At 40.2% G+C, this 24,522-nt stretch carries 26 protein-coding genes and 1 other RNA gene; 17 read left to right on the plus strand and 10 right to left on the minus strand.

Annotated features, from left to right (window positions below):
* Positions 1-20 precede the first annotated feature (20 nt).
* Both R2Q80_RS17590 and R2Q80_RS17595 read left to right on the plus strand, forming a co-directional pair.
* Positions 21-665, plus strand: a complete 645-nt coding sequence (locus R2Q80_RS17590; RefSeq protein ID WP_316800861.1) for a hypothetical protein — start codon at positions 21-23, stop codon at positions 663-665.
* Between the two features lie 933 nt (positions 666-1,598).
* Positions 1,599-1,862, plus strand: coding sequence for a helix-turn-helix domain-containing protein (locus R2Q80_RS17595; protein WP_316800862.1), 264 nt, complete (start codon positions 1,599-1,601; stop codon positions 1,860-1,862).
* A gap of 111 nt (positions 1,863-1,973) precedes the next feature.
* Here R2Q80_RS17595 and R2Q80_RS17600 read toward each other — a convergent pair whose 3' ends face one another.
* Positions 1,974-2,654: a DUF4397 domain-containing protein gene (locus tag R2Q80_RS17600; protein ID WP_316800863.1), complete on the minus strand. Its 681-nt coding sequence runs from the start codon at positions 2,652-2,654 to the stop codon at positions 1,974-1,976.
* Between the two features lie 32 nt (positions 2,655-2,686).
* Positions 2,687-3,133, minus strand: coding sequence for a DUF2141 domain-containing protein (locus R2Q80_RS17605; protein WP_316800864.1), 447 nt, complete (start codon positions 3,131-3,133; stop codon positions 2,687-2,689).
* Positions 3,134-3,387: 254 nt separating this feature from the next.
* Between R2Q80_RS17605 and R2Q80_RS17610 the strand changes: the two genes are divergently transcribed.
* From R2Q80_RS17610 to R2Q80_RS17620, 3 genes are all read left to right on the plus strand, one after another.
* Positions 3,388-4,446, plus strand: a complete 1,059-nt coding sequence (locus R2Q80_RS17610) for a histidine kinase (protein WP_316800865.1) — start codon at positions 3,388-3,390, stop codon at positions 4,444-4,446.
* A complete protein-coding gene (locus tag R2Q80_RS17615) occupies positions 4,427-5,191 on the plus strand; it encodes a LytTR family DNA-binding domain-containing protein (protein ID WP_316800866.1) in 765 nt (254 codons plus the stop codon). The genes R2Q80_RS17610 and R2Q80_RS17615 overlap by 20 nt, the downstream gene beginning before the upstream one ends.
* Positions 5,192-5,350: 159 nt before the next feature.
* On the plus strand, positions 5,351-5,941 hold the full coding sequence (locus R2Q80_RS17620) for a porin family protein (RefSeq protein ID WP_316800867.1): 591 nt from the start codon (positions 5,351-5,353) through the stop codon (positions 5,939-5,941).
* A gap of 179 nt (positions 5,942-6,120) precedes the next feature.
* Here the strand turns inward: R2Q80_RS17620 and R2Q80_RS17625 are convergent, their stop codons facing one another.
* From R2Q80_RS17625 to R2Q80_RS17640, 4 genes are all read right to left on the minus strand, one after another.
* The gene (locus R2Q80_RS17625; RefSeq protein ID WP_316800868.1) at positions 6,121-6,828 is read right to left on the minus strand and encodes a RibD family protein; all 708 of its coding nucleotides are present in this window, start codon (positions 6,826-6,828) and stop codon (positions 6,121-6,123) included.
* Between the two features lie 119 nt (positions 6,829-6,947).
* Entirely contained in the window at positions 6,948-7,628 is a 681-nt protein-coding gene (locus tag R2Q80_RS17630) for a type 1 glutamine amidotransferase domain-containing protein (RefSeq protein ID WP_316800869.1), read from the minus strand.
* 5 nt (positions 7,629-7,633) lie between these two features.
* The gene (locus R2Q80_RS17635) at positions 7,634-7,786 is read right to left on the minus strand and encodes a hypothetical protein (RefSeq protein ID WP_316800870.1); all 153 of its coding nucleotides are present in this window, start codon (positions 7,784-7,786) and stop codon (positions 7,634-7,636) included.
* Positions 7,787-7,976: 190 nt separating this feature from the next.
* A complete protein-coding gene (locus R2Q80_RS17640) occupies positions 7,977-8,165 on the minus strand; it encodes a hypothetical protein (protein ID WP_316800871.1) in 189 nt (62 codons plus the stop codon).
* Positions 8,166-8,409: 244 nt separating this feature from the next.
* Between R2Q80_RS17640 and R2Q80_RS17645 the strand changes: the two genes are divergently transcribed.
* The 4 genes from R2Q80_RS17645 (at position 8,410) to R2Q80_RS17660 (ending at position 12,079) form a co-directional block, all read left to right on the plus strand.
* Complete coding sequence (locus tag R2Q80_RS17645) at positions 8,410-8,925, plus strand: glycoside hydrolase domain-containing protein (protein ID WP_316800914.1); 516 nt, start codon at positions 8,410-8,412, stop codon at positions 8,923-8,925.
* Positions 8,926-8,953: 28 nt separating this feature from the next.
* Positions 8,954-9,109, plus strand: coding sequence for a glycoside hydrolase domain-containing protein (locus tag R2Q80_RS17650; RefSeq protein ID WP_316800872.1), 156 nt, complete (start codon positions 8,954-8,956; stop codon positions 9,107-9,109).
* A gap of 291 nt (positions 9,110-9,400) precedes the next feature.
* Positions 9,401-10,804 (plus strand): MFS transporter, encoded by a 1,404-nt coding sequence (locus R2Q80_RS17655; protein ID WP_316800873.1) that lies wholly within the window; start codon positions 9,401-9,403, stop codon positions 10,802-10,804.
* Between the two features lie 696 nt (positions 10,805-11,500).
* A complete protein-coding gene (locus R2Q80_RS17660) occupies positions 11,501-12,079 on the plus strand; it encodes a Crp/Fnr family transcriptional regulator (protein WP_316800874.1) in 579 nt (192 codons plus the stop codon).
* A 136-nt stretch (positions 12,080-12,215) separates the two neighbouring features.
* Here the strand turns inward: R2Q80_RS17660 and R2Q80_RS17665 are convergent, their stop codons facing one another.
* Positions 12,216-13,643, minus strand: a complete 1,428-nt coding sequence (locus R2Q80_RS17665) for an amidase (protein WP_316800875.1) — start codon at positions 13,641-13,643, stop codon at positions 12,216-12,218.
* 396 nt (positions 13,644-14,039) lie between these two features.
* On the opposite strand from R2Q80_RS17665, the gene R2Q80_RS17670 reads away from it, so the two are divergent.
* From R2Q80_RS17670 to R2Q80_RS17700, 7 genes are all read left to right on the plus strand, one after another.
* Positions 14,040-14,552 carry a DUF2975 domain-containing protein gene (locus R2Q80_RS17670; RefSeq protein ID WP_316800876.1) on the plus strand — a complete coding sequence of 171 codons (513 nt, stop codon included), beginning with the start codon at positions 14,040-14,042 and terminating at the stop codon, positions 14,550-14,552.
* Positions 14,553-14,554: 2 nt separating this feature from the next.
* Complete coding sequence (locus R2Q80_RS17675; RefSeq protein ID WP_316800877.1) at positions 14,555-14,761, plus strand: helix-turn-helix transcriptional regulator; 207 nt, start codon at positions 14,555-14,557, stop codon at positions 14,759-14,761.
* Positions 14,762-14,841: 80 nt separating this feature from the next.
* Positions 14,842-15,717, plus strand: coding sequence for an ABC transporter ATP-binding protein (locus tag R2Q80_RS17680; protein WP_316800878.1), 876 nt, complete (start codon positions 14,842-14,844; stop codon positions 15,715-15,717).
* 3 nt (positions 15,718-15,720) lie between these two features.
* On the plus strand, positions 15,721-18,891 hold the full coding sequence (locus R2Q80_RS17685; RefSeq protein ID WP_316800879.1) for a M1 family aminopeptidase: 3,171 nt from the start codon (positions 15,721-15,723) through the stop codon (positions 18,889-18,891).
* A 754-nt stretch (positions 18,892-19,645) separates the two neighbouring features.
* The gene (locus R2Q80_RS17690) at positions 19,646-20,215 is read left to right on the plus strand and encodes a Crp/Fnr family transcriptional regulator (RefSeq protein ID WP_316800880.1); all 570 of its coding nucleotides are present in this window, start codon (positions 19,646-19,648) and stop codon (positions 20,213-20,215) included.
* A 77-nt stretch (positions 20,216-20,292) separates the two neighbouring features.
* Complete coding sequence (locus tag R2Q80_RS17695; RefSeq protein ID WP_316800881.1) at positions 20,293-21,222, plus strand: alpha/beta hydrolase; 930 nt, start codon at positions 20,293-20,295, stop codon at positions 21,220-21,222.
* Positions 21,223-21,232: 10 nt separating this feature from the next.
* On the plus strand, positions 21,233-22,138 hold the full coding sequence (locus R2Q80_RS17700; RefSeq protein ID WP_316800882.1) for an NmrA family NAD(P)-binding protein: 906 nt from the start codon (positions 21,233-21,235) through the stop codon (positions 22,136-22,138).
* A 60-nt stretch (positions 22,139-22,198) separates the two neighbouring features.
* Here the strand turns inward: R2Q80_RS17700 and R2Q80_RS17705 are convergent, their stop codons facing one another.
* The 3 genes from R2Q80_RS17705 to ssrA form a co-directional block, all read right to left on the minus strand.
* Positions 22,199-22,444 (minus strand): phage integrase SAM-like domain-containing protein, encoded by a 246-nt coding sequence (locus R2Q80_RS17705; RefSeq protein ID WP_316800883.1) that lies wholly within the window; start codon positions 22,442-22,444, stop codon positions 22,199-22,201.
* Positions 22,441-22,932: an Arm DNA-binding domain-containing protein gene (locus tag R2Q80_RS17710; RefSeq protein ID WP_316800884.1), complete on the minus strand. Its 492-nt coding sequence runs from the start codon at positions 22,930-22,932 to the stop codon at positions 22,441-22,443. Before R2Q80_RS17710 ends, R2Q80_RS17705 begins: the two co-directional genes overlap by 4 nt.
* Positions 22,933-23,189: 257 nt before the next feature.
* Positions 23,190-23,556: a transfer-messenger RNA gene (gene ssrA, locus R2Q80_RS17715) on the minus strand.
* Positions 23,557-24,201: 645 nt separating this feature from the next.
* Between ssrA and R2Q80_RS17720 the strand changes: the two genes are divergently transcribed.
* Entirely contained in the window at positions 24,202-24,498 is a 297-nt protein-coding gene (locus tag R2Q80_RS17720) for a metalloregulator ArsR/SmtB family transcription factor (RefSeq protein ID WP_316800885.1), read from the plus strand.
* Positions 24,499-24,522 lie beyond the last annotated feature (24 nt).

Raw genomic sequence — 24,522 nt, forward strand, 5'->3', positions numbered from 1 at the left:
TTTGTCGAAAATTAATAAACATGAAAGCTGCTACATTTTTTTCGTTCTTGTCGGTCTCTATTCTCACGCTCACTTCGTTATCAACCGTTCATGCTCAAATCGGTAAATCGAAACGTACTGACCTTCATCTTAACCTTAATGTCGACAAAATTAATGGTGCTGAAATGATTGAAAGTTTAGCAAGTCGCAGGAGTGAATTTAATAAGACAAGTTCAAAAAGTGGCTTCAGCTTATCGCAGATGCCAAAAGCAGAATATATTTTTGACCACAGCAATACCGTAAATTTTACATTTGATGGTCTGGATTTTTCTATCTGTAATAACAAGGTGATCGCGATCAAAGGATTTCAGTTATCTGATGAGGTTTTATCACAGATCACAGAAAAATTAGTTTACCTGGATAAAGCACAGTTTCTGTTTTCTGAAAAAGCCAATTATGCGCTTTTAAATGGCGAGTCTAATGCAGCAGAGCTTAAAACCATAGAACGCAGGTTTTTTAGCTCCCTTAAAATTTTAACAACCACGCTTAAAGATATCTCATCAATAACCAGGAAGAACGACAATTCTGCGTTAGTTGCTGCTAACCTGGCCAAATTGCCAATGCCGAATATTGATATGCCCGAGAATACTTCTAACACTCAGTCTTTGGTGCAACGGACTAAGTAAAATATATATAACAGGTATTGATTAAGTCTCGCTAAAAGCGGGACTTTTTTGTTTACCAGGGATGGCAATCTTGATCACTTCCTCATATTCGTCTGGGATATCTTCAAAAGCTGGCTTGACTACCTTTAGCGGTCGATAAAAAATGTTTTCCAGGTTATATTGTTGTCGCAGATAATTTAAATATCCTCCTATTGGTTTGGTTTCATTTTGTTTTCCTTCGACCTGGGTTCGACCACGAACTATAACTCGTACATGGTCATAACTAGTTTTAAACTAAGCAGCAACGTGTCGGGAACTATTAAAGACGTAGCAGACACGTTCCAGACACGTTCGAGACACGTACAAAGTACCGTCTAGTTATACGGAGTTATCCTTGTAATCTGTTCGTAATACAGGTCTATACTACCTTTAGCAGGTAATTTTGGAAGCGTGACTGTTTTAGAAAAAAATCTTATCAAATGGAAATCTCCTGAACAATCGAGGCCGCCTCATTTGTTTTAAGGCAGCCTGATTTTGAACAAATTATAATTTATTTTCCCCGAATACAGTTTCCGAGATGGGCATGTTTAATTTAATCAGTCTTTCTGCCGACCAGCCCAAATGGATTACTTGTATAATCCAATGGTGAAGATCATTATCACTACAAAAATGATGAATGGAATAGTATTGATTTTTTTGTTTTCAAGTTCCAGTGTATCTAGTTATGGAATGGTCTTGCCTCCACGATTATGAAATGGCCAATACGTTCCTTTATCAGCCATTTGCCGTTTTGGAACACATATTTGTCATCATATCTTACACTGTAATCGGTAATATTATCCTTTCCTTCAGCTTCTCTTACCATTTCGATTTAAGTAAATGAAGTACCTGTCGCAGTATTACCATCAATATTTACGGTATGTTGGCCATTCAAAGTGAAGTATCATTATCGCCATGGCCCGTGGTAACAGTAGGTTTACCGAACTTCAAAAGCAGGTTACCGGCATTTCGGCCAGGGTTCTTTCCAGTGAACTGAAAGATCTTGAAGCCAATGGATTTATTGTAAAGAAAGTTACAGCCGGATATCATGTAACGATAGAATACGAGCTTTTACCTTATAGCCAGACATTGGAAGAACTTGTCGAGGCAATGACCAGATGGGGCGTGCAGCACCGTGAGAAGATCAAGAACGAAAGGCATGGAGCGGTTGGATTTTGAGTTAAAGCATGATTGAATTTAAATTTAGCGCATGCACTAAAGAGAACACTAAGGTATGAAAATTTGTAAGGCCAGCCTGACAAACGTTTGGCTGGCCTTTTCAGTCGGCAATTAATTGTGCAGAACCTGATTGATGACGAGTCTTCCGTCAGCAGCATCTGTAAAGTACAAGTCGTAAATTTTTCCGGACTGGAGGCCGGCAATGTTGTAAGCTCCAAGCGAATCACCTGAAGAGGTGCTGCTCAATTGGATAGACAATGTACCCGGGTCGACAAATTTATATCCCGTGTCTTCGTTTCTGGTGATGTTGTTTTGCAATTCTGCTCCACCTGAATCCTTAATTCTGATATTGGCAGGCGCATTGTCACTAAAATGGATGAATTTTATCTTTACTTTTCCTGAATTGGGCGTGCTCAGGTTGTCCGTGAAATACTTGATTCTTGCTTTGTTACCCTGACCAACCAAATAAACTGTTTGGGATATGGTATTCGCAGTAAATATTTCCCCCGAAGCATATACCGATCCATTTGCATTCTTAAACTCAGCAACCAGTCTCGTTCCTGACGGACTGCTAATGTAATCAGTTGCATCCTGATATTTTAATCCGCCCGGTACCAGGATATTTCCTGCGAGGGTAAAACTCTGTGGCGTGGATGTGGCCGAAGCATTTACAACTTTAAGATTAAATTGCCCTGTGTCATCTATGTTGTTTTTTTTACAAGAATAGAATGTAGCGGAAAATAATACTGTGATGGCTATAACCGATCGATGTGTGATTTTTGATGTTTTCATATTTATATTTTTTATAAGTGGTCAAACCCATGCTACAGATATTTTACTTTAATACCGATGTTTTTGGTTTTATTAACTTTAATCTGAAATTGACTGAAGTTTGGTTTCTTTAGTTTTTCCATAAAAAAGTTTGAAAAACCAAAACCCTCTTTTGGCATCCCGATGAAATTTTTATCAATCCTTCCGTTGCCATTTTCATCATCCACTAAAGTAAAACCATATACACCTGATTCTATTGAAAACTTAACCCTGGTAGATCCACTCTCAATTTGGTCTTTTATGAAGATGAGCTGTTTGTAGGGCTGTTCGTTTTCATAAGACAGTTCATCCCTATAGATTTGGATAATCAGATTTCCTTTGGTACTTCTGATGCCGCTCACATTCATGACAGCTTCAACGGGAACGGCATTGTTGGATGAAAAGGAAAGGAGGGCAAGGCCAAGTAAGATATTGAGCCCAAGAATAATTTCTCTGTTCATAATTTAAGATTTTAAGTGTTTAATTATGAACCAAAGGTATTGGGGACTGTAATTCCAGGAAAGGCAAATGTCGGCGTGGCGGACATAATTGCCCTTAAACGGTCCTATTCAGGAGATGAGGGTTAAGTATGAGATCCCATTATGGATTTTTTATAAGTCGATTGTTTCGCGCTGGATCGGGTGATTTCAGTCGCATTGTCCTCTTTGGCTTCGATTTTGTCCTCTTCAGCTCTTTTGAATTGTAATGGTTGCCAATGATTATTAAGTTTGTAGCTATGGTGCTAAAACTGAACGTTAAACGCCTTAACCGGCTAAGCTGGCTGCTGGCAGCCATTATCGGGTTGATATTTTATGTGATTTATTTTAACAATGGCCCAAGGACATCTTTATATCCATACACATTGCTTTCCTTCCTGGCAATTGCCCTGATAGGACATGTAGATGTATCGGTAATGGTATTTTTGGGTAGAAGTTTTTCGATAAAATCAAGGCTTTTTACCCTTTACAGGGTTTTGGTGACTTATCCGGTCAGCATTTTGGTCTATCTCCTGCTGTGGCCATTATGCGCTTATCTGGCCCACTATCAAAAGGAAATCTGGAGCATTAATTTGTTTTTTGCATTCGTTGCTTCCGGAATTTTAATGAACTCAATGGTCTTGATCATGCACGATTCAGTCTTTCTTTATGAACATCGCCTTCAGGCAGATCTGGAGGTAGAGAAGCTTCGTGCCTCGAACGCAGAAGCCAAGAACCTGCTCCTGAAACAGCAAATACAACCACACTTTCTCTTTAATGCCCTCAATACACTCAAAGCGCTCTACCACAAGGATCCTTTAAGCGCAGATGATTACATTGTACATATGGCTTCTTTCCTCAGGACCGCTATCACTAAGCAATACACTAACCTTTCTACTTTGAACCAGGAACTGGAATTTCTGAACGGCTATCTTGAAATGCAGCGAATCCGTTTTGGGCAGGCGCTAAAATGCACCATCGAGATTGATGAGCAAGATAAGGACCACTTTTTTTTACCTTCACTTTCCCTTCAACCCTTATTAGAAAACGCTTTAAAACATAATAATTTCACAACATCCAGTCCACTGATTGTACATATAAAAAAAGCAGGTGATTGGCTGGTTATCAGCAATAATCTGCAAAAGAAGTGCCTTAATGTTTCATCAACAAATTCTGGTTTGGCGAACCTTGCTGAGCGTTACCAGCTTTATTCGGGAGATGAAATCCTGATTAAAAATGATGGTGGAGTATTTTCAGTAAGTATTAAACTCTTAAAAAATGAAGATAGTCATAATTGAAGATGAGCTTTTAGTTGCGGAAGATCTGGAAAAAAGCTTACAGCTACTGCTGCCTGGGCCGGTCGATATCGATAAGATTGGGTCGGTAAAAGATGGAATAGCCTATTTTTCAAACTTTCCTTCCCCTGATCTCATCTTCAGCGATATTCAGTTAGGTGATGGATTGAGTTTCGAAATATTTATCGCCTGTGAAACAGACGTGCCGGTGATCTTCTGTACCGCATATGATGAGTATGCACTGGATGCTTTTAAGGCTAATGGAATAGATTATATCCTAAAGCCTTTCTCATCCAATACCCTGACTACAGCATTGCAAAAATATAATCAGCTTAAGCAACGTTTTTCATCTGCACAGACTCCCCAGATGGAAGCGCTTCTTCAGCTGATGTCCAGTTCTGCAGCTCAACAGAGTTCTTCAGTGCTGGTCTATCATCAGGATAAAATTATTCCCATAGCAATCGAAGAAATTGCCCTTTTTTATCTTTCGCATGAGATTTTGCATTTGCTTACTTTTTCAGGAAAAATTTACTATCCCAACAAAACCCTTGACGAGATGGAAAAAGCTTGTGGTCATACTTTTTTTCGGGCTAATCGTCAATTTCTTGTTTGTAGGAAGGCCATTCTCGATGTGTCCAGTTTCTTTACCAGAAAACTTTCAATTAATCTGAGGGTAGCTTTAGATGAACGCATATACGTAAGTAAAGTTAAGGCTCCGCTTTTTTTGAAATGGCTGGCTAATGAGTAATCTTAATGGATTTTTTCGATCCTACATACGTACATTTCCCGTTTAATTTTGTCCGCTTCACTGGGTTTTTCCTTTTCTAATCTTGTTTTAACCAACACATTTGTGTCAAATAAACAACAGGGGCATTCAACCCCAATAATTAGATTAGAAAAACAACTTATGAAAAAGCTATTATTACTAGCAGCATTTTGCGTCTTACTATCCAGCAAAGGATTTAGCCAGGGTTTCATGAAAAAACTATCTCAGAAACTTGAATTTGGGATAAAGGCGGGTGGAAATTACAGTGACTTTGGGGATGCCGGTTTTAGCACTGATCCCCTTGCAGGCTTCCATGCCGGAGCAACCATTGCTTTCAAAGTGACCAATAATTTTCTGATTCAGGAAGAATTCCTTTATTCACAGCAAGGTGCAAAAGTGCTCGCAGGTCCGTTGGGTTCGCAGGAGATAAAACTTTCTTATGTAAACGTACCCATCCTTCTAAAATACAGGACCAATTTCGGGCTGTTTGTAGAAGCAGGTCCTCAGGTGAGTATAAAGGTCAATGAGGATATTGCAGGTTTCCAAGATGCCGATTTCGCAAAGAAGATTGATTTCGGAGTAGCCGGTGGTATCGGTTTTCAGTCGAAGATGGGACTAGGCATAGGCGCCCGGTATATTTACGGAATTGAAAAGGTGATGGAGAACCCAAGTGCGGTATTGGGGGAGTTTAAAAACAATAATATTCAGGCAAGTATTTTTTACAGATTTTAATTTATTCCAAACCCCAGTTAATTACAATTTGAATCCCGCTTGCTGTTTGCATCGGGATTTTTTTAGTATTAGAGATTTTATCTCACGCGGCTAAAACATCGCGTGCTAACAATAAAAAAGCAGCGTCGGCCGGCGCTGCTTTTTTAGCTAAAAATAACTTCTTATCGCGAAAAGTATTTTTACTTCTTAATCGTATACTTTATCCAAAGCACATCATGTTCAATCTTTTTGACTTGAGTGAGCTTGAACAAAGTGGATTTGGCTTTCTTCACTTTTTCGTCTATCTCAAATACTGAAGAATTTTCGGTGCTACCGTCCGCAAGGGGCAGGAGCAACTGATGGAATTCATCGATCAGCCCTTCATTTAAAAAGCTGCCGTTGAGGTGGCCGCCACCTTCCAGCATAAGCTTTTTGATGCCGAACAGGCTTCGCAGTTTCTCCAGAGCAGTCTCCAGGTCAACCTGCTTCTTCCCGGCAAAAATATAAGATACGCCGATTTTCTGTAACTGTGCAAGATAGCCATCTTTGACCTGTTCGGTCAGGATCGTAATGACATGATCGCCCTGCATCTCCGGTTTTCTCCAGCCTAGCTTCCCCTTTCCGTCCAGGGCAATGGCAAAGGTCTTAGCGTTTTTGCGCACCACAAAATCGGTCCTGGGAATACTTTCCTTGGTTTTGCGGATCACCGGCCTGGCGTAATTTGTAAAATCCTTTTCCATGGTTTTGCGTCCCACTATCCATGCGCCGATACCGATGCGCTCATGTACCTTTTCAAAACTTTCTTTCAGCAGTTCCACGGGTTTGCTTTTGCCCCATTTCTCTCCCAGTATCTTTCCATCCAAAGAGGTCATCATCAGGCAGATAACTTTTGGTCTTTTATTCTTCATCTTTTTTAATCTTATTTCTATTCATTTATCTGTTACCTAGCATAACAGATGCTGGAGGCACACTTTATGCCTATAAGATGCTTATTCTCAACTTCTTTTCGAATCATATGGTATTGCCTTCAGGCAAGCAGTTCAATCAGCGCTTTGGCTGCGGGACCTGCCGACAGCGGGTTTTGTCCGGTCACCAGCAAGCCATCCACTTCTACATTGGAGAGAAAGGGTACCAGTGCGGTGTTAACCTCCGCCCCAAGCTGACCTAGGGTTTCCTCCAACATATAAGGCACATTGCCTGACCTGCCCACCAGCTTTTCTTCGAGGTTACTAAAAGCCGAAATGCGTTTCCCTCTCAAAAAACCTGGCCGCTGGCCTTCCACGCTGATCAGTGCCGCAGGCCCGTGGCATACCAGTGCAACCGGTTTTGCCGAATCGAGAAATTCCAGGATCAAAAGGCCGCTGTTATTGTCCTTTGCCAAATCCCAGATCGGACCATGTCCGCCGGGATAAAAGGCCGCGTCATAGGCAGAGGCGGAGACCTGGTTAAGCGGCATGGTATGCGCAAAGGCATCTTTTGCAGCTCCATCCTCACTAAATCGTCGGTTAGCACCCGTAATGTGCTCAGTCAGCTCACTCATCGGATCCACGGGTGGCTGGCCACCTTTTGGGCTGGTTAAGGAAACCGAATAGCCAGCATCTATAAATTCATAGTAGGGTTCGGTGAATTCACCAAGCCATACGCCTGTTTTGCCATCTGTATTTTCCAGCTCACTGTGAGAGGAAAGTACCATCAATATCTTCTTCATCACTGCTATTTTATATCATCCGGACTGATTTCATTACCTTCCTCATCGATCTGTTGATGGGGGTTCCAGTTGCCATGGTTTGCCGAGTCTTCAGTTGGCTCGTTTTCTTTATTTTCTCCCCACTCATTGGGCTGTTTATCTTTTGGATCGTTCATCATATTGTTTTTATCCTTGGACAACAATTCAAAACGCCAATGGTTCTATTGACCTAACTTGTTCTCTACAATATGACTGTACTTAAGGTTCTGAATTTCTTCCCTTAAGTACAATACCTATGATCCGACCTATTTAGCGTTTACACAAAATTCAATACACTACCTTTTAGTGATCAGTGAAATGTAACTCAGGTCACAATTCAATCTGCACCGTGTTCTTTAGAATCTCTTTCAGAATCTTTTCAGCAGCCTTTTTGTCTTTTTCTTTGAATTCAATCAGGCCTGTCATTTTTCCAAACGATTTTGTGTAATCAGTGAAAAACGTAGTGAGTTCATCACTTTTTCTTTTGCTTCTTACAACAAGATATCTTATTTGACCCACAGTGATTATCTCAGATTTATATATCTTACTGCTTAGGCCTCTTTTACGATTGAGAATTTCCTTTTGTTGTCGTTCTAAAGATTGACGAAGTGGTCTTAATGCCTCTCTGTGTTCTTCAATTGAGATTAAAATGTACAGGCTGATGCGGCAAAATGCATTCGATTTGCCAGAAAAACGTACCGATTATGTTGAATGATAGGGAAGACGGGCACTTGATAGTTACCTTAAACACAAATGTATTCCACTGGAGGATAGTGGTCAGGATGCTTTTCATCAGAAGGAGCAGATTAGCAGGGTTCTCGAATATGCTTATGACGATTTTGCACTTGCTCAAATGGCGAAAAAGCTTGGTAAAAATGCAGATTATGACATCCTTTTGGAACATTCTGGTTATTACAAAAATGTTTTCGACCGAAAGGTGGGCTTAGTTCGTGGCCGTTATGCGAATGGTACCTGGATAAAGGATTTCCGCCCAGACGGAAGGGAAGCCTATATTAACGAAGGTACCCCAAGGCAATATACTTTTTATGTACCTCATGATGTTGGGGGGCTATCAAATTTGATGGGTGGACGCCAAAACCTGGAAAAGGCCTTGGACTCGTTATTTGCGAAAAATGAGTATTGGCATCGTAATGAACCAGGACATCAAACTCCTTTCATGTACAATTATACCCCAACGCCATGGAAAACACAATTACAGGTTAGGAAAATATTGACAGAAAAGTACTCTGACGGACCGGGTTGGACTAAGTGGAAATGATGATGCCGGACAGATGTCCGCGTGGTATATGTTTGCTTCAATGGGCTTTTACCCGGTGAATCCAGTGTCGGGCGCATATCTTTTGTGCTCGCCGATTTTTGATGATGTATCCCTTAAATTGTCTAACGATAAGCATTTTACAACACTGAGAATGATCAAAAAAGTATTCAGGAACAACACTTGAATGTCTTACGCCTGATGTAGCACTTAAACGCATTACATCTGAATATTTTTTTCCTATGGTCAGGTGTTCACTTATAAAAAAATGGGTCTACACAAAGAATGGTTTCTAATTTGAAAGTTAAACTGTTCTTACCTATGTCATTATTTATTTTAATTTGGGCAATTTTGCGCTGCAGGATGACCATGGATTTAATACACGACGTAGAAGGATTGGCCCCGGTCAAGGAATAAATAAATATTAACGCTGAATTTTGTTTTGATTCGGCTGAATGAAAATTGAATAAGTTTATAAATGAATAGTAACAACCCACAAAAAAAAAATGTGGAAGGAACGAAACGGATACTGCCGATAATACTAGCAACGGCTATTTTTATGCAGATGCTCGATTCTACGATATTGAATACCTCGCTGCCGGCAATAGCCCGGGATCTTAACCAGTCACCATTGAATATGCAAAATGCAATTATTGGCTATGTGTTGACCCTTGCTGTTTTCATGCCGGTGAGTGGCTTTCTGTCTGATAAATTTGGCACCAAAAAAGTATTCATCTTCGCATTGATAATTTTTACGCTAGGTTCGCTTTTTTGTGCGTTATCTGGAAATCTGAACCAGCTTGTTTTATCCAGGATTTTACAAGGGATCGGCGGAAGTTTGATGACGCCAGTGGGAAAATTAGCATTAGTAAAAACCTTCCCCAAAAAGGATTTGCTAAAAGCGATGAATTTTGCAATAATACCTGCATTAATCGGTCCGGTATTAGGTCCCCTGGTCGGCGGATATATGGTCGATTTTTTATCCTGGCACTGGATTTTTTTAATCAATATTCCAATGGGCTTAATGGGTATCGCCCTTAGCCTCCGGTATATGCCAGACTACCGCTCAACAGTGATCGATTTTGATTTAAGAGGTTTTTTGATCTTTGCCAGCGGATCCTTACTACTTTCGGTTTCACTTGAACTTTTTGGCGACGTCGTTTATATAACCCCTGCGCTAGTTATAATGTTACTCGGTGTGACCATGCTCTATTTTTACTACCGTCATGCGAAAAGCGATGATAATCCGATTTTTCCATTAAACCTTTTTAAAGTCCGGACATTCCGAGTAGGAATACTCGGTAATCTAGCCACACGTCTGGGCATTAGCTCAATACCGCTATTATTGCCGATGATGATTCAAATTGCTTATGATCAATCTGCGGTTGTTTCGGGATGGATTATAGCGCCAATGGCGTTGACGGCTATAATCGCTAAATCTCTGGTCATAAAAATCCTGAACAGATTCGGCTACAGGAACACTTTAATGGCGAATACTTTTATCATTGGATTGCTGATTTGTTGTATGGCTTTTCCTGCCATCGGAGCTTCAATTTATTATTACATACCCATCATTGCCGTTTTGGGGTTTTTCAACTCCATCCAATTTACTGCCATGAATACCATTTCAATTGCTGACCTAAGAGGATACCACACCAGCAGTGGTAATTCGCTCATTTCAGTCAACCAGCAACTTGCCATCGGTTTTGGGGTTGCGTTTGGATTGATTGTGCTGAAAGTATTTAAGGGGGATATTAAACTTATCAATGATGATATTCACAATGCTTTCCGCTACACTTTCCTCGTCGTAGGCCTACTGACTATTTTATCCGGTCTTGTATTCAGACGACTTCACTTTAAGGATGGTGATAATTTGAAATAGCAATATTTTGTTAGTCGAAACTGTAATGTTATGCCTGTTTACTAGTAAGTATATGGAATATGCTTATCTTCAAACGCGTCAAAGACAGAGGATAACCTGTCTCGGTAATTTATTTAAAATGGTTTCTGAAGGTCTCTGCAATTTTTAATACCCTTTTAAAAAACAATTTGGATGAGCACGAAATAAAGCTGCGACATCATCAAAAAAACTGCCTTGCTGTTGGACAGTTTTAGTTTAATCCATTAACCATTGCTAAAGCGATTGCGAAGATGGAAAATCTACGGGAATTTGTATATTGGTAAAAACATCATTGGTAGAATTTCTTAGTATCGTAAATAATAAGAACTTCTGGGTAATTTATTTGAAGGGTATTATTCCTAGAGGTCTTGCACTTTGAATGTTTACATAGTAAGAATACTTAAGTTTTTAGGCATCCTTGTTAAGTGAATATTTCGAGGGAGTGTCAATGACTTATTATCATACCAGTTGAAGCAATTTATAGTTTACCTAATTGTAATGACATACAAACCGATGTAAAATATTTAATATTGAGCAGATTAATCGGTAGCCGATTAATGGGTTATGAAAAATTTAAATTTTAGATTTTTATAAAAATTCTGGGCCCAGTATTTCTCACTGTCATCATGCAATTTATATGGGATTTCGAATCACCACAAATTGTTTACCTTTGGCTTGATGTTTGAAATATTCGACAAATACCTACTTGAGTTAGCGGATATCACCGAAGACGAACTTGCAGCTATTCACGCAAGTGCTAATGTCAAGAATTTTCGCAAATGGCAATCTCTGCTACATGATGGCGAAGTACTGCAAAACATGTGCTTTATTACAAGTGGCTGTTTTCGGCTTTTTCGTTACGATAAGTCCGGTAACGATCATACTGTCAGGTTCGGCGTTGAAAACTGGTGGATGAACGAGCCCGAAAGTTTCAATAACGGTACGCAAAGCAAATATAATATTGAGGCTTTGTCTGCAAGCACGGTCATCATCTGGCATAAAGATGATTTGCTAAAATTGCAGGCAGCTATTCCTGCCTTTAAACATTTTTTTGAGTGCCTGAATTCAAGAGCGCTCGAGGCAGCTCACGAGCGGATATTCAACTTAATCAGCGCCAGTGCTGAAGAAAGATATGTCCAGTTTCAGAAAACCTACCCAAAAGTATTTAACAGTGTTCCGCTTCATATGGTTGCATCCTATCTTGGAGTTTCGAGGGAAACCCTCAGCAGGATAAGAAGAGATTATTTACATAAATAATACTTGCCGAGGCAAATGCAGTCTGTTATATGCCGAAGTTATTTTACAGATCAGGGGAAATCTATGAAAGTATAGTTCCCCAACTTCCAATCATTGCCACAAATGGAGGCGGGGAACTATAAAACAAGTACAATTTCTAAAGTTCAGGAAAAAGTCCTTGAACAGGAGATAGTTCTTCTAACAAGGATGCAACATGTAGAATGGTAGCTTCTGCAAGCCAGCTTCCAACTATCTGTATATTGATAGGCATTCCCTCCGAACTTGTTCCAAATCTCATTGAGATACCTGGAAGACCAGTAAGGTTCAAAGGAACGGTAGCACCCTGCAAGTAGGTTGCATCAACTTTTTGTCCATCTATCACAAATTCAGAAATACCATGTTTATGGGCTGGAATAGGTAACACATGGGTGATCAATGCATCGTATTTCTGGAAATACTGGGCATATCCGTCACGAATACGCTCAACTGCCTGTTCTGCGTCAATAAAGTCAACCATAGAAGTGTCAGGTAGAGATAACATGGTTTTAGCCATTTTATAAAGCATATTATCAGGTTGACCTTTTGTAGATTCAAGAAAAGCAGGCTTCATCTCCATTACATGAAGGCGGTTGAAGACATCCAGTGCAAAATCTTTCTCCAGCGCCGGGATACCTACGGGCTCCACTGATATGCCAAAACTTTGTAATGCTTCGGCTGCAGCTTTAACGGTTGCAACCACTTCAGAATCTACAGGACCAAAACCCGGTCCCACCATCCATCCGATGCGTAGCGGACGCGAAGAAGACTGACTAAGGCCTGCGTCAAATGCTACTGTGCTAGTCGAGAAAGCATCCAGTCCATCAGGGCCTGCCAATTGTGAAAATGCCAGCGATAAATCTCTGATACTTCGTGCCATTGGACCTACATGCCAGAATCGGCGTGGCGCTCTTGGCCAGATTCCAGTCATAGGAACTCTGCCGTGGGTTGCTTTCAACGATACAATTCCGGTTTGTGCAGCTGGTCCGCGAACTGAGATTGCAAGGTCTGTACCTAAACCGATAGGTGACATTCCTGCTGCAATAGCAGCTGATTCACCGCCGCTAGAACCACCGGGAGTTCGGGTAAGATCCCATGGATTGTTAGATCTTCCACTCAGTAGATTATCACTTTCAATCCAGTAGGAAAATTCGGGCAAATTGGTTTTTGCCAATAAAATACCACCAGCATTTTTCATGCGCTGAACGCTCGTGGCATCGGCATCCGGTACACGGCCTTTAAATATTGGTGATCCGCGTTGTGTTAGGATTTTCTCAGTGTCAATAGAATCTTTAACTGTAAAGGGTACACCGTGGAGTGGTCCAAGCTTGTCACCTCTCAGAACTTCCGCTTCTGCTTTTTTGGCGGCTTCCATTGCTGTATCTGCTACAGTAACTATTGCATTTACTGACGGGTTAAATTCGCTTATACGGTCAAGATGAGCTTTTACCACCTCAACTGGTGATATCTCTTTTGTGCGGATAAGTTCTGCTAATGCTGTTGCATCTTTATAAAAGATTGAATCTTTGCTTTCTAATTGCGTTTTCATATTTCTCGCTTTTTAGTATATACACCTTTCTTTTAAGTGCATACACAAAGATATATCGGGAATTCCTCGCAAAACGAAGTGATATGGCACAATTTAAACGTGACATTTGTCACTTATATTTCCAAATCGCCTTATCCATAAATTATTGTTCCACCCAGCGCATTTTAATACCTATTAAAGTTGTTTTGTGTGTTTTCAATATACGTTTCCCTCAGATTATTCTCATCCTCTAAATTAACTGCCATATAGCTGAATCAGGTTTCTTGTTTCGATGCATCTAAAGAAATAATTATCCTATTAAATCGATTATATTATAAATTAATTCACAACATAATTTTGAATAATTATTGTTTTACGATAATTATTTGTATTATTGCAGTAATAATTGTCAATTGTATGAAAACTGTCCAATTTATTGCAAGACTACTTTTAGCATTGACCAGGGTTTTGGCTGCTGGCTATGCGCTATCTTTTCTGCTTTCCTCATTGGCTTTATCTACCGGCTGGTCAATGCAGCTCATCGATGGAGGTCGTCGTTTTGAGATTTTTTATCCTTTTACCAGTGTGCCCTATTTATTGGGTGAATACAGTAGTGGTTATATCCTGATGTTTCTGCTATTGCTGGGACTTTACACGATGTTCTTTTTTCTGGTAGGTAATGTCTTTAAGGTATTTACCCAGTCTAAGCTCTTTACCAGTTTTGGGATCCGCCAGCTCAGGTGGTTTTATGTAGGTAATCTTGTACTCCCGGTAGCGGCCGCGATGATTGTTGTAGTATTTTATGGCTTTGATGCTGCCATGATCATACTCGTTATTCTCCATATGATCCTGGGGGTGTTTACTTATTTCATGGCGGCTATTTTTCAGCAAGGCCTGGTGTTGCAAAACGAAAACGACCTGATCCTTTAATTATGGCAATTATTGTAAATGTTGATGTGATGCTGGCCAAAAGGAAGATGCAGAGCAAGGAACTCGCGGAGATCCTGGGCATGACCCAGGCGAATATGTCAGTACTTAAAACGGGAAAAGCGAAAGGGATTCGCTTTGATACGCTCCAGGCAATTTGTAAGGCGCTTGACTGCCAGCCTGGTGATGTGCTGGAATATGTAGCAGACTAACTGATTTTTTCTTAATCTATCAATTTTTAAACCCTCAAAATGGTGGGAGGGCTACTGCTTTGTCTAAAAATTAATTTGATATGAATACACTTATTATCAATGAGCTTTCCAAGACCTATAAAAATGGGGTCAAAGCGCTGGATTGTCTGTCGCTGGAAATCAGTAATGGAATGTTCGGGCTACTTGGCCCGAACGGGGCGGGGAAATCTTCGCTCATGAAAACCCTTGCAGGCTTGCAGAAAGCCGACCATGGAGAAGTACGGTTTAACGGCCAGGACATTTTAAAGGATTCCCGCTCAGTGAAGCATCAGTTAGGTTTTTTGCCGCAGGACTTTGGTGTATATCCGAAAGTTTCTGCATATGATCTGTTGACTCATATTGCAACGCTGAAAGGTGTATCGAACGCCTCGGAGCGAAAGGAGCAGGTGCTGGCGCTTTTGCAGCAAACTAATCTGTATACGCAGCGGAACAAAGAAGTTCACACCTTTTCAGGCGGCATGCGTCAGCGTTTTGGTGTGGCGCAGGCATTGCTTGGAGATCCTAAGCTGATTATCGTAGATGAACCCACAGCAGGTCTTGATCCTGAGGAACGCAACCGTTTCAATAACCTCCTCAGTGAGATAGGTGAAGAGAAGATCGTAATTCTCTCTACCCATCTGGTGGAAGATGTAAAAAACCTATGTACCCAAATGGCGGTAATGAAAAAAGGAAGGATCATTGCCCGGGGCAAGCCGGCAGATTTTATCTCATCGATGAAAGGTCAGCTTTGGGAAAAAACAATATCGAGAGTGGAAAGAAAAAAGTATGAACAAGATTTTAACATCATTTCTGCTCATTTGAATATGGGGTCGCTATTGCTCCATGCCTATGCCATTGAGGATCCGAGTCACGGATTCAAACCCATTCAACCAAGTTTGGAAGATGTTTATTTTCATTTGCTTCATGCTAAAAACTAAGTTATGAGCGCACTATTGAAATTTGAACTCGGCGCCTTTTTAAAGCGCCCGGGGATATATATTGTTTTTTTTCTGCTATTGGCAATGGGTTTTTTCATTGGATTGAAATTATCATTCAGCCCCGGCAATGAAATTCACCGAAATTCCCCTTACGCAATTGCCAATATGGTAGGTCTGCTGAGTTTGTGCAACATCTTCATCATCACTGTATTAGCTTCGCAGATGTTGCTAAGGGAGCGCGACACTGGTTTTAGTCTGATCCTTTATGCCACACCGGTCAGTAAAACCGCTTACCTGATTAGCCGTTTCACCGCGTTACTGATGCTGAGCCTGCTCTGTTTCGGACTACTCATTTTGGGTTACCTCTTGGGGCATTTAGCTGATCCCGATAGGGGCACTTATGGCCCTTTTATACTCTGGCATTATTTCCAGCCCTTTTTATTATTAGGCCTGCCCAATCTGTTGCTTTGCGCTGTAATGGTCAGTTCAGTTGCCTGGATATCTCAAAGCAAACTGTATGTGTATTTAACAGGGTTATTTATTTATATCATTTACCTGGTCTTATTGACTTATTCGGGATCCCCGATGATGGCCGGTGCTTTGCCGCAATCCGCACAGGCGTTGAGGCTGTCGGCGCAGGTGGATCCCTTTGGTCTCTCCGCTTTTTATGAGCAGACCAACCTTTGGGAGGTGGCAAAGAAAAACAGTGATACCTTGAATTTAACCGGGAATGTTTTACTCAACCGGTTAGGCTATTTGATATTTTCCTTATTGATTCTCCTGATCGCATTTTTAAGGTTTAAATTTGTTTTACAAGAAGACAGCAAAAGAAAAAGGAAAACCAAAGATGATAAAGGACCGCTAATTGAAAGATCATATCAGCCAATTGAAGTCCGGCCGGTTGGGTGGAACTATTCTATTCAAAGCCTTTGGAGTTTAGTAGGGCTTGAGCTTAAGGTGCTCATCAAAAGTATTCCTTTTTTTCTGATTGCACTCAGCCTGGTTTTTTACCTGTCTATGGAATTTTATGGAAGCATCGATCAGGGCATTCGTCTGCCCCAGCAATACGCCTCCAGCGCTTTGATGGTAAACCGCATCTTGTATAATTTACCTGGACTTTTGATGATCATAGTACTTTTTTATGTGCATGAACTTTACTGGAGGAGCAAGGACAGCAGGTTTGATCTGATTGAAGGCAGCACGCCAGCGGCGCCCATATTTTTCGTAGCTTCCAAATGGATCTCACTCTCTATTGTCCTGATCTTACTCACCACCATTGTTATTTGTACGGGCATTGGCTTTCAAATTTTATTTGATTATAGCTTAATTGAATGGAAAGTCTATCTTACTTTGTACTGGCTCATTTGTGCGCCGCTGATGGTGGGTTTAGGCGCAGTTTTACTACTGCAAAGGATGATCAATCATAAATGGGTAGGCTTGTTGGTGAGCAGTTTCTTTATTGTTTTGCTGAGTACCTCCTTTGGCAAGTCTCTTGGAATCACAAGTCCCTTACTTCGCTTTCCGGCGTCATACGCTGCCCGCTACAGTGAGATGAACGGGTGGGACGACTACCTGCGTGCTTTTTCATGGAGAATGGTTTTTGGCATAAGCCTGCTTTCATCGCTATCCATGGCAATGGCCTACGGGTTCAGAAGATTATCGCCCAAAAAAGGTTTTGCCCTTGCAGGGACTTTTTTAGTGATGATTTTTAGCGGAACTTATATCTTCAATATGCAAGATAAGAAGCCGAGTGCCGCCGAAGCGTTAGATCGGTTAGCCTGTTATGAACAGCGTTATAGAAAATTCCAAGATTTTACTCAACCAGTAGTGACGAGCGTAAAGACTACAGTTGATTTAGAACCAGCTCAACATGCGTACCACGTTTCAGGAACCTATACCATTATCAATAAAGGGAGGCAGCCCATCACAGAGTTGCTGGTTAATTTTCATGATGCGCTTGAAGTGGGACAGGTGATCTATCAGGCTGGAAGTATAAGGGAGCGTTTAGGGTCTGAGACAGGACTTTATCGGTTGAAAAATGCACTCTTGCCTGGAGATGGTGCGGTTTTAACTTTTTCTTTCTCCTATCAATGGAACGGATTCACCGGTCATGAACCCTTTAATGCCATTGTGGATAATGGTAGTTTCCTGCGTATCAGCAATTATTTTCCCAGTTTTGGTTATCAGGCAGACCTAGAGATAGCTAACCTTTCAGAGCGTCGAAAAAGGCATCTGGGAGATACCTCACCCCTAAAGAAACTCCAAGCGCCACGAGGAAGAAATGACTTTATTGATTTGGACATGACAGTGTCTATACCAAAAGGACAAAGGATAATAGGGGTTGGCAGGCTGGAAAGAGCCTGGGATTTGAAAGAGCGCAGCTATTTTCATTATCTCTCCGATTCTCCCATCCCTTTTCGGTTCGGCCTTTCTGCCGCCGCTTATAAACTTAAAAGGCTTCGTTTTAAGGGCGTGGATATCGAAGTGTATTTTGAGGGAAGGCACTATGAAAATGTAGACCGGTTGCTTAAAAACGCAGCGCGCACAATTAAATATTGTGAGCGGAATTTTGGTCCTTATCCCTATAAGACGCTGCGATTTGCAGAAATTTCTTCTTTTACCGATGGCTTTGCAGGTACGGCCTATCCGGCCACCATATTTATGACCGAACAGTTTATTTTTCATAATAATCTGCGTGCTGACCGGAATCAGGATGTAATCAATGAACTTGCGGCCCATGAGGTATCCCATCAGTGGTGGGGAAATGCGCAGCTCTCGCCCGATGAGCGGGAGGGATCCAAAGTGTTGACCGAGACCATGGCCATGTATACCGAGCTCATGCTCGCAGAACATTTTTTAGGCAGCGATGCAGCAAAAGATAAAGTCAGCATCCATAACCAGATTTACCTCAATGAACGCGGGTTCGGTAAAGAGGTACCGCTTTACCTTGCAAGGCCACAGGACACCCATTTGTATTATTCAAAAGGATTGGTTGTGATGTGGCAATTGAAACAATTGATAGGAGAGAAAACCATCAACCGGGCCTTGCGTAACCTATTAAAGAAACATCGTTATCCTGCTCCATCACCGGTATCCGGCGATTTGTTAATTGAGCTTCATCAGGTAAGCGATACTTCGCTTCATCAAAAAATAGATAGCTTGTTTGTTCGATAGCATTATAGCTGATCACAGGCTTTTTTGGGGCATTTGTGATGAAAATTCTTAGTTTTGGTGCTCCCTGCCAAAGGCAATGGAAAAGTAGCTAAAGTGACTAATTTAAATATTACATCGCATGCTTTATATAAGTTATTGTTTTTGTTCAGCAGGCCAAATACGGAATACTAATTGCCTCGGTTTTGGCTGGACTTGGCGGATACCTATTTTAAGACGTGTTGGGAAGGGGTGATGAAAATTTCTTTTGATGAGGTTGTATCTCGATATCAGTTATATACATGGGAGTTGCAATTGTTTTAATAAATTTTTAAGGTGAAACTTTTGAATCTATTCATTGTTGCTTTGTCAAGAACACATGGGGAAAGAAGTTTTGAGAACAGGGATAATAATCTGCATTGGCGGTAATACATGAAAAGGATTGATCAGGGATGCTAATGGTGAAGAAATAAGTTTTCAATCAGGAAAAGATATACTCATTCTCACTAAGAGCATCCGTGTGATTTTTGAAAATTTAATGGGAGCTGACAGTCTTTACGCCTTGTTGAATTCAGATTTTTAGCCTGCTTATTGTCACTATAGATAACTAAATCCATTGTCAGCGACACGATTACAATAAATTTTTTCTCATTGAAAAATAAACTGACAGTCAATTATAAAACCTGGTCTTGGAATTCACTTTTCTATAATTCTTGCTTCTACTTTAACTAATTTTGTGCGATTCGGTATTGATTTTACAGCCGAATGAATTAAATAAATGGGGATCGATCAGTTTGTTAGATTTGTTAAAGGTATAGTGTCCATCGATGAACAGGATTTGCAATTGGTACAATCAAAATGCAGGCAAAAAGTGGTACCTAAGGGCAAGCTTTTGTTGAAGTGCGGACAGGTTGCCAATCAATACTACTTTATTTTATCTGGCGGACTTCGGTTTTACGATGCGTCGGGTGAACAAGAAAATACGACTTGGGTTTGTTTTAAAGATGAGTTTTTTACCGAAATATCCAGCCTTCATCCGCAAAAACCTACCCGGTTCAATATTGAGGCCATCGAGGAAACTGAGTTAATCGTTATTGATAAAAAAGATATGGACTTTCTATATGCCCACTTAAGCACCTGGGAAGAATTCGGGCGTAAAATCTGGGAGGCTACAACGGCCAGAATGGTCGATCAGTTATTGAATTTCCAGACGTTAACTGCAGAAGAACGATATCTTAAATTTCTTAAAAATAGAGAGTTGGGACAGAAAATTCCGGTAAAACAACTCGCTGCTATATTGGGTATAACACCCAATGCATTGAGCCGTATAAGAAAAAACATCAGGTAATTCATTTTCTACCTTTTGGTAGTTTTACCGAAGGTTCATTGCCGTACATTTGATTCATCAATTTAAAGAGAAATCAAATGACAACAGCTAGCGGAACAGCACAGCAAAAATTTTCAGATGAACTACTTATTCAGGATTTTCCCGGATTTTGCAATGATTATGTAGAGGTTAACGGAGTACGATTACACTACATTGATGGGGGCTCCGGTGAAGCGATAATCTGTCTGCCGGGATGGCCGCAGACCTGGTATTCTTACCGAAACATTGCTTTAGAATTTTTAAAAACTCATCGGGTTATTGTCGTGGATATTAGGGGGATGGGTACTTCCAATAAGCCTGAAAGCGGTTATGATAAAAAGACAATGGCGCAAGACATCAATCAATTAATACATTTGCTGGGTTTAAAAAAAGTAACCATAATTGGTCATGATATTGGTGGAATGGTTGCGATGAGCCTGGCTTTCAATCACCCGGAAATTGTTGATAAACTGGTTATAGCAGACGGGTTGCATCCTAATGAGGGAATGCTCCAGATGCCGCTACTACCTGTACCCGGAACTTTTGGTCAAAAAATGAACACCAATATGCCCTATGCCTGGTGGATGGGCTTTAATCAGGTAAAAAGTTTGCCTGAAAAAATTCTGGAAGGGCGTTTCCGGTTTCTGTTAGATTATGTTTTTGATTATGTAATGATTGACGAAACCAAAATGACTGAAAAGGAGCGCGGTATCTACGCTGAAGCTTATAACGATGCAGACAGTATCAGGGCTTCCAATGCGTGGTATCAGGCATTTGGCCAGGATATCGAAGATTCGAAAAACTATCAACAACTTCAAATGCCTGTTTTAGGGATTGGCAGCAATGTCAGTCATCAGTTTATGCAGATGGCGATGACTTATGTTTGCCAAAACAGCCATTTAGTGGCTCTTTCTGGCGGCGGCCATTATATGTTTGAAGAAACCCCGGAGCAGGTGGTCGAAGCCGTTTATAATTTTTTAAAATCATAAACAAATTACAATGAAGAAAAATATTTTGGTAGCAGGTGCTACTGGTCATCTGGGGTCAATGATTTGTAAAGCTTTGACTGGACAGGGGGCTAATGTCATTGCCCTGGTAAGAAAAGAAAGTGATGCAGGAAAGATAGAATCGCTTGCGAAAGCAGGTGCCACGGTGGTTGGAGTAGATTTTAATAAGAATGTTGAAATCGCAAAAGCCTGTGAGGGAATAGACTGCGTGGTTTCTGCGCTAGCTGGACTTGCCGAGGTGATCATTGATACGCAGAGCGCACTTCTGGACGGTGCTATTTCTGCTGGAGTAAAGCGGTTTATTCCATCTGATTTTTGTACTGATTATCAGCCATTAACACCGGGAGAAAACAGAAACTTTGATCTTCGGAGAACTTTTAAAGGTTATATTGATGAAAAGGACATTCAAGCCACCTCCATTTTTAACGGTGCCTTTGCTGATATTCTAAAATACAATACGCCGATTTTAAACCTAAAAAATAGGTCTATTGCTTATTGGGGTGATAAAGCTGATTGGAAACTTGATTTCACGACAATGGAAAACACCGCGGCATTTACTGCTGCTGTAGCTCTTGAGGATGAAAGTCCAAGAGATTTGCACATTGCCAGTTTTCAAATCAGCCCGAATATGATGAAAGAAAGCATAAAAGTGATTACCGAACAGGATTTTAACTTGCAAAAGCTTTCGGATCTGGACGAATTTTCAGCAAACATCAAAAAACAAAGGTTAGAAAATCCCTCGGGTGAGCAGGAATTATATGCCAAATGGCAACAGGCGCAATACATATACTCAATGTTTACTACGCAACATCCATTGCTAGACAATCACCACCATAATGAAATAGTATGGACTTCTGCAGACGAATATTTGAGATCTTTTTTAAAGCAAGTTGAGTAAAAGAATTGTTAAAACTAAAATTCGAAAGTTAAGTTTAAGGTATAATTTTCATGGTTAGATTTAGAAAAAAACACCAACTGCCTCTCCTGATATCTCTTTTGAATTGAGATCTGGTATTTGATTGGCAACAATTGTTATCTTCAATTTTTCTTTTACAGTCGCTTTGAAATTTGCAAATGGATCATTTATAATCCAGCCGTCGGCAAGACAAATTTTAACTATCTTCTTTAGGTTTTTAATATATTTAACCGCAGAATTATTTGAACATTTCCTTACAGATCTAAGGAAAAAATCGTAGTCTGTCAAAAATTTATGGTCGGTTTTTTGATATCTATATCAGAGATATTGTACTTCTTTCTCATGAACTGTTCGATATGCCTAAGTGCTGTTTGATAGCGTAACAATGTCATTTTAGAAAAATCTTTTCCTACAAGCATAGCCATTTCATGATTATGATCTTCAAAGACCTCCTTTAACATCCTTCTTCTTTCTGTTTTACCAAGATACTCATTCATCAGTGAGTCAGCAGTAACTTTAATACCTAATGTCAAAAGAATACGGTGAGCATCATGTACTTGTAATTCTAGTTGTTTTAAATAGGCGTTTAGCGTTTTAGATTTCAATGAGTTACCTTTAAGTTGTCCATTGCTCCATTCATTTTCCAAACATTTTTTCCCTGTAGCAGTTTCTGCTCTTTTCTTAGAAACTGTTATCCGTAAATAAATTGATAATCCGTCAATTTGAGTGTCATTTCTCTTTTTTAGGAAAAAGATTAAATTGAAATTTCTTTTCATAAAATTGCTCTTAAAACGTGAATAAATTTAAGATTTGCAATAAAAAAAGTCAAGATGCTCAATGATTTAACTAGCTATATATCAATTTATTACATAAAAAAAGTTCCTCCTTTTTATGATTTCACTGAGGAACCTTTTTGGCCACCTCACATATTTAATATTTTAGCAAAAACACTACTAAATCGTAAAAACAAAAACCCTGCAAATCGCTGATTTGCAGGGTTCTAGGGTTTTTTGGTGAATTTTGTTACTAATTCCAGTGGAGCCGAAGGGAGTCGAACCCTTGTCCAGTTGTGAGATAAATTATACCTTCTACATGCTTATTTTTCAATTGATTTTCGGGAAATAAACGGGCTGAAAACCGACCTTATTTAAATCCTTAGGTACTTTATCTCACTTCAAACCGTACCTTTTTGAAGCCAGCGCTGTTGTTTCGATGCCCCGGATTCTAACCCAACAATGCAGCGGTTAGAGGGACAAAAGCTAAGCTAGTTCTAAACTAGGCAGCTAAGGCGTAAGTATTTTCGCCAACTAAAATGTGAACGTTCACTTTAAGTGCTCTCCGTACAACGCACTGCATGCTAACATAACCTTCGCCACCCCGTCAAATCCAAGAACGGCCCCAGTATAATTTTCAATTTCAGTTTTAAACTTTTTGCTCTTTTAAATCTGAACAACAAATATACAACTTTTTTGATTAATTTTATCTTTAAACATAGCCGATAGCGTCAGGGTAATAAAATGTCCGTTAACACTTCAAGTGCTTCCATCGCTTCTCGGATTAGATAAAATTCTATCTATTTGCAGGAAGCTGATGCACACGGTTAATTGCCCGATATCCGATATATGAAATGAGGCCAATGGTTACCCCAACGATTATTGCTGCTTTAAATGGTGACATAGTAATATAACGCTTATAAAAACATTTTGTTTCGCCGGAATTTTAATACATGCTGAATAATGTTGGTATTTTGAAGAGGTAACTACCCTTTAGGTTTTCCGGTAGGTTGGTACTATCGTCGCGGATAACACCCATGCATATTCCTTGCACATTGTATGCACATTCCTTGCACATTGTTTGGGTAAATGCAGTGAAAACGCAGTCTAAAGCCATTTAAACCCGCTTTTTGCTATTTAAATCCCTTTAAACCCACCGCCAGGCCACTTTTGGAAATCTACAAGTTATTATTCGATGCGAAAATCAATTGCAAATTAAATTGCTAAATAACTTGCGAAACCGAATGGTTGCATATCTTAGATAAAAAAACAATGAGGCGCGATATATTCCAGGCCATAGCTGATCAGACAAGGCGTGCTATCATGACATTGATTGCGTTACAGGCGATGACGCCGAATGCTATAGCCGAGAACTTTAATTCCACACGACAGGCTATCTCGAAACATTTGCGCATCCTTACGGAATGCGAAATTGTTAAACAGGAGCAACAGGGCAGAGAAATTTATTATTCCCTTGAAGTAGAAAAGATAAAGGAGATCGACAAATGGCTGGAACAGTTCAGGTCCATCTGGGAAACTAACTTTAATCAACTGGATGAATTGTTATAAACATGAAAAAACAATCTAAAAAAT

Source organism: Pedobacter frigidisoli, from assembly GCF_032678525.1.
Taxonomy (GTDB): Bacteria; Bacteroidota; Bacteroidia; order Sphingobacteriales; family Sphingobacteriaceae; genus Pedobacter; species Pedobacter frigidisoli_A.